Here is a 9,128-nt window from a genome sequence, read left to right on the forward strand (position 1 = left end):
AAAACAAAAACCCTGTAGAGAATGGGTTTTGGGTGGAAAAGTGATGAAGTCGGGATAAATTGGATGAAACAAAATTATAACGCAAAGTATGTCGATATGATAACAGAACCTGGACCAATAAAAATATTGAGCGATAATTCTGACAAATGTCTGGTAGATTCAATAAAATCAAGGCTTGTAGTGTCGGTTGAAAAACATGGCTCAAAAGTAGTCGCTGTAGTTGGGCACTATGATTGTGCTGGAAACCCATCGGATAAGCAAACTCAGATTAACCAGATAAAAAATAGCATAAATTTAATAAAAACCTGGTTTAACGATGTAGAAATTATTGGTCTTTGGGTAAACGAAAACTGGCAAGTTGAATTGTTAAATTAGCAAAATATGGTTTTTTTAAAATAAAATTAGCTACATCGCATAAGCTTGAGTCTTTCGAGTGCAATTGCTCCAAGATGGGCTATTGCATCTATTGCAACTGTCTGGTCTATTGTTACGGGTTTGTTTAATTGTTTTAAATTTATAGCAATTACACCAAAAATACCATTTGTTGTAATCATTGGTATATAAAGTGCAGTGGCATTTGAAATCGTATCTGTTCCAAAACCAGCATTTTTTTTGTTTATAAATGACCAGTTAGCTATACCTAAAGTTTCTGAGTTAATTTCAAAATCTTTAGTTTTTGCTCCAACCTTTAATTTATTGTTTTCATCAGCAATAAATATAGCGGCTTCAACATTAAATAATTTTTTTATGTGATTTATTAAAATGGATAAAACCTGTTCTTTTGTGCTTGCCATAACAAGATTATTGCTTAACTCATATAAACTCAATTCTCTAAGCTGGCTTTCTTTTAAAAGATTCACCTTAGTTTTAAGCTTGGTTGCAAGTATAGAAATAAAAACTATTACAACAACATAAACCAAAAACGAAATCAAATAATTAAAATTTGAAATGTAAAATGTATATTGTGGCGGTATGAAAAAAAAATCAAATACTAAAACACTAATAACTATTGAAACAATCACGGCAGGTATTTCGAAAATTAAAGCATTTAACACCAAAGCAGCTAAAAATATAGACATCAAACTTGAGTGATTTAAGTGATTTTTTAAAATCAAACTTAGCAGTGTAACAGCACCTATGTTTATAGTAGAATATAAATAGTCTTTTATGTTTTTAATGTTATACTTTTTCTTTTTTAAAAATTCTTGAGGTTTTTTATCTTTTGGAGCAATCAAATATACATCAATAAATTCAGTTTGCATAATCAATTTTTCTGGTATAGTTGGTGAAAACATACTAAATTTGCGTGGTTTTCCTATAACAATTTTTGTAACATTTTGAGATTTGGCATAATTTACTATTTCTGTTGTTATGTCATCTCCTTTAATCCAAACAATCTGACCACCCAAACTTCTTACTAAATCAAAAGCCTTATTTAACCATGCCTTTTCTTGATCTGTAAAGTTTTGATTTTTTTGCGTTTCTACGTGAACTGCTATCCATTGAGCATCTATTTCTGTTGCAAATCTATATGTCGCCCTAACAAGCTGCTCTGCATAAGGGCTTGCAAATACACCTACAAGCACTTTTTCCTTTATAGCCCATGGTCCTGCTATAGCATGTTGTTTCATATATGAGCGCATTTTCCCGTCAACACTGTCTGCCACAATCCTTAAAGCAATTTGCCTTAATGCAAGCAAGTTGCCTGATCTAAAATATTTTCCAATAGCTGCTTGAGCCATATCCCTTACATAAACTTTGCCTTCGTGAAGCCTTTTTAATAGTTCTTCCGGTGTTAAATCCACAAGCTTTATCTCGCTAGCTTGCTCTATAAATTTATCTGGCACAGTTTCTTTGATGGCTATATTTGTTATTTGATAAACCAAATCATTTAGACTTTCTATATGTTGAACATTTAGAGCAGTATATACATCTATACCGGCATTTAGAATTTCTTCTACATCCTGATAGCGTTTTACATTTTTAAAATCAGGTGGGTTTGTATGCGCAAGCTCATCAATTATTACTAATTGTGGCTTGCGCTGTATAATTTTTTCAAAATTGACTTCTTTTAGTTTAAGACCTTTGTAATCAACAATTAAAGGCTCTATAACCTCAAGACCTTCAAGAAGCTTTTCAGTTTCAACCCTTCCATGCGTTTCTGCATATCCTACTACAACATCTATACCTTCTTTTTTTCTTAAATGAGCATCTGAAAGCATTGTGTATGTTTTACCAACGCCTGGCGCATACCCTAAATATATAGTAAGCTTTCCTTTTTTTTGCTCAGATGCTTCCTGTTGCTTTGCAACTTCTAATAATTCTTCTGGAGATGGTCTTTTTATATCATTTTCCTGCATAGTCTTTTTCCATTTTTATTAATGCTAAATTCAGTTCTAAAACATTAACCCTATCATGACCCAAAAAACCCAATTGCCTTTTTTTGATATGTTTTGAAACTAATGATTTTAAAACATTCTGCGGTATGTGAGTATACATAGATATTCTAGGAATTTGAGAATAAGCAGCCTGAGGTGTAATATCGGGGTCCAACCCACTCCCAGAGCCCAGTACCAAACATGATGGCACCTGCCCTTTAAAATCATTTTTTCTTAAATAAGCTATTCTTTTTTCAACACGTTTAACAAGTATCTGGTTTGTTGGACCCAGATTTGATCCACCACTACTCAAAGCATTGTATGGAAAATCATCAGTTGAAGATGGTCTTGACCAGAAAAAACCTGGGTTTTGAAATGGTTGACCTATAAGTTTTGAGCCTACAGGTTTATTTTCAATATATATAAGGCTTCCGTTAGCCTGGCTTTTAAATACAAGCTGACCAATGCCTGTAACGATTAAAGGATATACAACACCGGTTATTATAAATAAAAATGCAAAGACTATAAGGCCACTTTTTAAATTTTTCATATCATACACCTCAATGTATTATGCTTAGAATTACATAAATCAATTTTATAGCTAAAAACGGTAATACTAAGCCACCACCCCCATATATAAGCAGATTATATATCAGTAGTTTTTCTGCTGGCATAGGTTTATACCAAACACCTTTTAATGCAAGTGGTGTAAGTAAAGGAATTATAATGGCATTAAATATAACAGCAGACAAAATTGCCAAATATGGATTAGCCAAATGCAAAATATTCAACACATTAAGCTGTGGGTATATTGCAACTACAGCAGCTGGTATAATTACAAAATACTTAGCTATATCATTTGAAATACTGAATGTAGTTAAAGCTCCTCTTGTCATTAAGATATGTTTTCCTATATCAACTATGTCTAATAGTTTTGTAGGGTTCGAATCTAAATCAATAACATTTGCAGCTTCACGTGCTGCTTGCGTACCTGTATTCATTGCAACAGCAACATCAGCCTGGGCCAAAGCAGGAGCATCGTTTGTGCCATCACCAGTCATCGCAACCATCAAACCCTGAGATTGATACTCTCTAACAAGCCTTAATTTATCTTCTGGCTTTGCTTCAGCTAAAAAATCATCAACACCAGCTTCTGCTGCAATTGTAGCTGCCGTAAGTGGATTATCACCAGTTATCATAACGGTTTTTATACCCATTTTTCTAAGCTGGGCAAATCGTTCTTTAATACCTTTTTTTAGAATATCTTTTAAATTTACAACGCCTACTATATCATTATCTAAAGTAACAACTAGAGGCGTAGCACCCTGCTTTGATACTTTTTCGACAATAGATTCCAGATTGTCAGGAATTGTACCCCCATTTTCCAGTATATAAGCTTTTATTGATTCATAAGCACCTTTTCTATACTTGTGATTTTCAATATCTACACCACTCATTTTTGTACTTGCACTGAATGGTATGATTTTTGTTTCTTGTGAAAGCGACTGTGCTCTTAAATTATATTTTCTTTTTGCCAATACAACTATGCTTCTGCCTTCCGGTGTTTCATCACCGATAGAAGCATAAAGCGATATTTTGGCGCATTCTTCTTCTGTGTGGTTGCCAACAGGTATAAATTCTGCTGCTTGTCTGTTGCCAAGTGTAATTGTCCCAGTTTTGTCTAACAAAAGCACATTTACATCTCCAGCAGCTTCAACAGCTTTACCAGATAATGCCACTACATTTTTTCTAAATAACCTATCCATACCAGCAATACCAATTGCAGGCAAAAGAGCTGCAATTGTTGTTGGCGCAAGACATACAAATAATGCAATCAACACCACAAATGAAACAGGTTCTCCATGTCCTGAAGAATTAACGGCATATGTCGACAAAGCTCTGAGGTTAATAACAACAAGTAAAAATACAACGGTCAATGATACAAGTAATACTTCAAGCGCAATTTCATTTGGGGTTTTTCTGCGTTTTGCCCCTTCTACCATTGTAATCATTCTATCCAAAAATGTCTCGCCGGGGTTGGTAGTTATCTTTACTATAATTGAATTTGCCACTACTTTTGTACCGCCTGTTACTGCACTTCTATCTCCACCTGCTTCCCTTATAACCGGTGCAGATTCACCAGTTACAGCAGACTCATTAACAAGTGCTGCACCAGCTACTATTTCACCATCACTTGGTATTAGCTCATTTTCTTTTACCAGTACTAAATCATCTTTTTTTAGCTGGGTAGAAGGTATATCTGTGTATTCACTATCAAATTTTGCCTCTTTAAGTTTATGAGCTGTAATCTGGGTTTTGGTTTTTTTCAAAGACTCTGCGCGCGCTTTACCCCTACTTTCTGAAAGGCTTTCTGCAAAATTTGAAAAAATAACCGTAAACCACAACCACAAAGAAACCCAACCTGTAAACCAGTAGGGTCCACTTTTTAAACCTGAAATTTCCAGTATAAATTCTATTGTTGTTAAAATACTGCCAATTTCTACAGCCAGCATTACAAGGTTGGATTTTAACTCCATAGGGTTTAATTTTTTTAAAGCATTTATCAGTGCAGTTTTTATTAATTCTGGGTTGTATATTGATGTAGTTTTCTTTTGTTCCATATTATGCACCTCTTAACATTAAAATATTTTCCAAAAATGGACCTAATGCCAAAGCTGAAAAAAAAGTCAAAGCGCCCACGATCAATATTACAAGAATAAGCCATACCATAAAAGGCACTTTATCTGTAGGAAGTGTGCCAACGCTTGGCGGAGTATATTTCTTCTGTGCCAGAGTACCACTCATATATATAATTGCAACTGCTGGTATGTACCTGCCAATAAGCATAGCAATTGCTGTTGTGATATTATAAAAATACGTATCTGCATTTAATCCTGCAAAAGCGCTTCCATTGTTGTTTGCAGTAGATGCAAAAGCGTATAGTATCTCACTTAAACCATGTGGACCAGGGTTTAGGATTGAGCTTACACCGGCTTTTGTAATAAAAGCAATAGTTGTAAAAATAAGTACCAATATACCAGATGTTAGTGCAGTAATTATTGCCATCCACATTTCTTTTACTTCTATCTTTTTACCTAGAAACTCCGGAGTGCGCCCAATCATCAAACCAGCCACAAAAACTGCTATAATGATAAAAGCTATCATAGTGTAAAGACCGGAACCAACACCGCCAAAAACAACTTCGCTTAACAGCATAAGTACAGTCGGTACCATTCCAGATATAGGTAAAAGCGAATCGTGCATTGCATCAACAGCACCACATGCTACAGCTGTCGTGGTAGTTGCAAACAAAGATGTGCCTCCTATGCCAAACCTCACTTCTTGACCTTCAATATAGTGGCCTGCAACACCAAGACGTGATATTAGGGGATCATTTCCTAAAGAAGAAGTGTATTCTATACCCAAAAAAACAACAAACATTGCTAACATAACAAGGTAAATTGCCCAACCTTGCTTTTTATTTTTTATCATAGACCCAAAAGTGTATGTTAAAGCAGCAGGTATTAAAATAATTAAAAAAGCTTCAAAAAAATTTGTGAAACCGTTTGGGTTTTCAAAAGGATGTGCAGAATTTGCACCAAAAAAACCGCCTCCATTTGTTCCAAGTAGTTTAATAGCTTCTTGCGATGCAACTGGACCCATTGGCAATACCTGGTCGCTTATGACTTTGCCTGCATTAATGTAGGGTTCTAACAAATGGACTGTTTTATAGCTACTAAAGTTTTGTATAACACCCTGACTCATTAAAATAATAGCAGCTACTACTGATAAAGGCAGTAAAATATAAAGAGTTGTCCTTACTGAGTCTACCCAGAAATTGCCAAGATTTGTCGTTTGTTTTCTTGCAAAACCTCTTATCAAAGCCAGCAAAACAACTATGCCAGTAACAGCTGAAAGAAAATTTTGCACTGCAAGACCCAGCATTTGACTAAAGTAGCTTGCTGTATTTTCTCCAGAATAGGCCTGCCAGTTTGTATTTGTTATAAAACTAACAGCTGTATTAAATGCTAAATCCAGATTAAATCCTTTAAAATGTTGGGGATTTAAAGGTAAAAATTGTTGTAAAACTAAAATTAAAAATAGAACTACAAAACCTATAGCGTTGAAAATCAACATAGAAATTGCAAATTCTTTCCAATTCATCTCGTAGGTTTCGTCAATATTGGCAATTTTATAAATGAAAATCTCAATTGGTCTAAAAACTACCGATAATACAGTTTTTTCTCCATTGAATACATTTGCCATGTAAGAGCCTAATGGTTTTACCAGAAAGCTTAAAAGCACAATAAAAACTAAAAACTGTACAATGTCACTAATGTGCATAATTCCTCCTTTTGAAAATTTCAAATATATATACTAATATTAAAGTAATGCAAATTTAAAAGGCGTATATAAATAACCTTCTTTTCGAAGGTTTTTAAAAATAAACATAAATCACCCCATAAAAGTCTACGAGGTTAGCTGACGGGCTCGAGCTTATGAGTGCTCTATCCTCATAAATAAGGAATTCGCCCCATTTAAATTGGGTCCCCCGCGCTTTGCAAATAGCAAAGCTTCGACTATTTGTATTCCTTTTAACATTTATTTTTCAAAAAGTCAAGCATAAAATTTTCTATAAAAAGCTCTGTAAAACTACAATTGACTTTTAAATAAAAAATATTAATATAAACATAATGAAAAAATTATTTATTTGAAGATTAATAATGAATTTTCGCAAAGAGGCAAATCATTGTTTAAAAATCAATCTCATAATCTTTTTCCTCTTGTAATTTCAAGTGGTGCATTTTTTTTAAGCTATTATACAAGATTAATGTGGAGCATCCTGTCCGTATATATGCCATTAAAACCTACAATAACCCAGGATGGTCATATTTTCGCACTGTATTTTTTTGGATATGTAGCTGTCCAAATACCTGCTGGTTTTGTATCAGACAGATTTGATTGCGGCAAAATTATTTCTTTATCTTTAATTTTATTATCAATAATAACTTTTTTTTCTGGTGTAGCAACAAATATTTATCAAGAGTATGTACTTAGCCTGTTAATGGGCTTTTGTGCAGGTTGGATTTATCCAGCATCACTAAAAATTATTGAATACTATTACAAAGACAATAGATCAGTTTTTATGGGCTATTACAGCATAGCATGGCCATTAGCTATTGTTTTATCAGGAATAGTATTGCCCGTTTTATCAGTCACGTTAGGATGGCGTTTTGGTTATTATTCTTCTGCAATCCTATGCGCTATAGTTGGTATTTTATCTTTTGGTCTTAAAAGCTATAAAACTTCAAGCAAAATGAATTTGAAAATAATAAAAAACAAAAATGTTTTACTAATTTCTTTTGGCGGGTTGTTATTTTTTGCTTCATACTGGAGCATTACGCTTTATGCTTATAAATACTTTTTAGATATAGGCATTAATAAGGTAACGGCTGGCATTATGTTTTCAAGTATGGCTATAGCAGGTTTTTTTTCATCGCCGGTTTCAGGCTTTATTATAAAAAAATTTGGCATTAGTCGCACAATTTTTTTGTCTTTTTTTTCTTATGCTCTGCTTACATTGTTTCTTGCTATTATAAAAATAGAATTTATTTTATTTTTAATAGCTTTTGGAATGGGTTTTGCACGATTTATAATAACACCTGTAAATAACGATTTACTAATGCGCATAGGCAAACAAGATGCTGGTGCTGTATCAGGTTTTTCAAATATGTTCTGGCAAACAAGTGGTATATTGAGTCCTTTGTTTTCATCTTTTATCATAAGCAAATTTGGTTTTTCTATCCTATGGGTTACATTGTGTGCAATTATTCTTATTGCAAGTACCTTTTATTTAAAAATAAAAACATAAAACCGGCATTAATTTTAAAGTAATGCCGGTTTATTTTTACAGGGGTTTGTTGCCTTTAACAATTGGAATTTCGGGATTCCTTGAAGCACTTACCATAGAGCCATTATAAACCCAAACAAGTTTATCATTAAAGAGGGCATTTGCTACAAACCATAAACCACTACCCAATCTAGCTGTATTACAATAAGATATAATGGGTTTGTTTAAATTTATACCATCTTTTTTGAACACCTCTTCAATTTGTGTTTTAGGTTTTAAAATATAATAATTATCGACTTTTTCCATATAATTACTTGCTGGCAAATCAATAGCACCTTTGATATGACCATGTTTTGCAAGCCTTTTATCGCTAATTAGTGCTCCAGTATATTGATCAAGTGGTCTTGCATCTACAATCTGAATTTTATTCAAGTTATTTACACCCCATATTACAAAATTACTAAAACAATAAGCATTTGTATTATTGTGTTCAATTACAAAATGTGTCGGAGGTAGCTTAGTTACTGTTTTTTGAATTGGTCTTTTTTCATCAACCCACTTTTGATAACCACCATTCATATAATACACATTTTTTATACCTGCCCAATAAAGCGCAAGCATAACTCTTGTTGCATTAGTTAAGAAAAATGCTGCCTTTTTGCCACCTGCATAAACTATGACTGTATCATCTGGTTTAATTCCCAATCTTGATAACGCTTTTTCGATTTGAGTATTTGAAGCTATACTTCTTGCTTTAACACCTGGAAACCTCATTGCAAATAAATCACCTGTAGAAGGTAAGCTTATTGCACCTTTTACATGTGATTCGAGATAGGATTTATAATCTCTTGCATCTACGATAACAACATTTTTCTTACCAATCATGGATGCTACCTCAG

At 33.5% G+C, this 9,128-nt stretch carries 7 protein-coding genes and 1 riboswitch; of the genes, 2 read left to right on the plus strand and 5 right to left on the minus strand.

Translation table 11 applies throughout. The features are described from left to right. Positions 1–63 precede the first annotated feature (63 nt). On the plus strand, positions 64–375 hold the full coding sequence (locus Q0C22_RS01895; RefSeq protein ID WP_291490399.1) for a carbonic anhydrase: 312 nt from the start codon (positions 64–66) through the stop codon (positions 373–375). Between the two features lie 26 nt (positions 376–401). Here Q0C22_RS01895 and Q0C22_RS01900 read toward each other — a convergent pair whose 3' ends face one another. From Q0C22_RS01900 to kdpA, 4 genes are read right to left on the minus strand one after another with little or no spacing between them, the layout of a single operon-like run. After that, positions 402–2,360: a DUF4118 domain-containing protein gene (locus Q0C22_RS01900; RefSeq protein ID WP_291490400.1), complete on the minus strand. Its 1,959-nt coding sequence runs from the start codon at positions 2,358–2,360 to the stop codon at positions 402–404. Then, positions 2,347–2,928, minus strand: coding sequence for a potassium-transporting ATPase subunit KdpC (kdpC, locus tag Q0C22_RS01905; RefSeq protein ID WP_291490401.1), 582 nt, complete (start codon positions 2,926–2,928; stop codon positions 2,347–2,349). The genes Q0C22_RS01900 and kdpC overlap by 14 nt, the downstream gene beginning before the upstream one ends. Before the next feature lie 10 nt (positions 2,929–2,938). Then, a complete protein-coding gene (gene kdpB / locus Q0C22_RS01910; RefSeq protein ID WP_291490402.1) occupies positions 2,939–4,999 on the minus strand; it encodes a potassium-transporting ATPase subunit KdpB in 2,061 nt (686 codons plus the stop codon). Position 5,000: 1 nt separating this feature from the next. Then, entirely contained in the window at positions 5,001–6,722 is a 1,722-nt protein-coding gene (kdpA, locus tag Q0C22_RS01915) for a potassium-transporting ATPase subunit KdpA (RefSeq protein ID WP_291490403.1), read from the minus strand. A 108-nt stretch (positions 6,723–6,830) separates the two neighbouring features. Beyond that, positions 6,831–6,970, minus strand: a riboswitch (cyclic di-AMP (ydaO/yuaA leader). A gap of 158 nt (positions 6,971–7,128) precedes the next feature. Here kdpA and Q0C22_RS01920 point away from each other — a divergent pair. Then, on the plus strand, positions 7,129–8,250 hold the full coding sequence (locus Q0C22_RS01920) for an MFS transporter (RefSeq protein ID WP_291490404.1): 1,122 nt from the start codon (positions 7,129–7,131) through the stop codon (positions 8,248–8,250). Between the two features lie 36 nt (positions 8,251–8,286). Here Q0C22_RS01920 and Q0C22_RS01925 read toward each other — a convergent pair. Continuing rightward, positions 8,287–9,128 (minus strand): sulfurtransferase (locus Q0C22_RS01925; protein ID WP_291490405.1); only part of this gene is annotated, 842 nt, incomplete at its 5' end.

Origin of the sequence: Desulfurella sp. (assembly GCF_023256235.1) — a bacterium.
Taxonomy (GTDB): domain Bacteria; phylum Campylobacterota_A; class Desulfurellia; order Desulfurellales; family Desulfurellaceae; genus Desulfurella.

What these genes read in the sequence shown, in the direction of transcription:
- Q0C22_RS01895 (WP_291490399.1), top strand. Translation starts at nt 64, where the DNA reads ATGAAACAAAATTATAACGCAAAGTATGTCGATATGATAACAGAACCT.
- Q0C22_RS01900 (WP_291490400.1), bottom strand. Translation starts at nt 2,360, where the DNA reads ATGCAGGAAAATGATATAAAAAGACCATCTCCAGAAGAATTATTAGAA.
- kdpC (WP_291490401.1), bottom strand. Translation starts at nt 2,928, where the DNA reads ATGAAAAATTTAAAAAGTGGCCTTATAGTCTTTGCATTTTTATTTATA.
- kdpB (WP_291490402.1), bottom strand. Translation starts at nt 4,999, where the DNA reads ATGGAACAAAAGAAAACTACATCAATATACAACCCAGAATTAATAAAA.
- kdpA (WP_291490403.1), bottom strand. Translation starts at nt 6,722, where the DNA reads ATGCACATTAGTGACATTGTACAGTTTTTAGTTTTTATTGTGCTTTTA.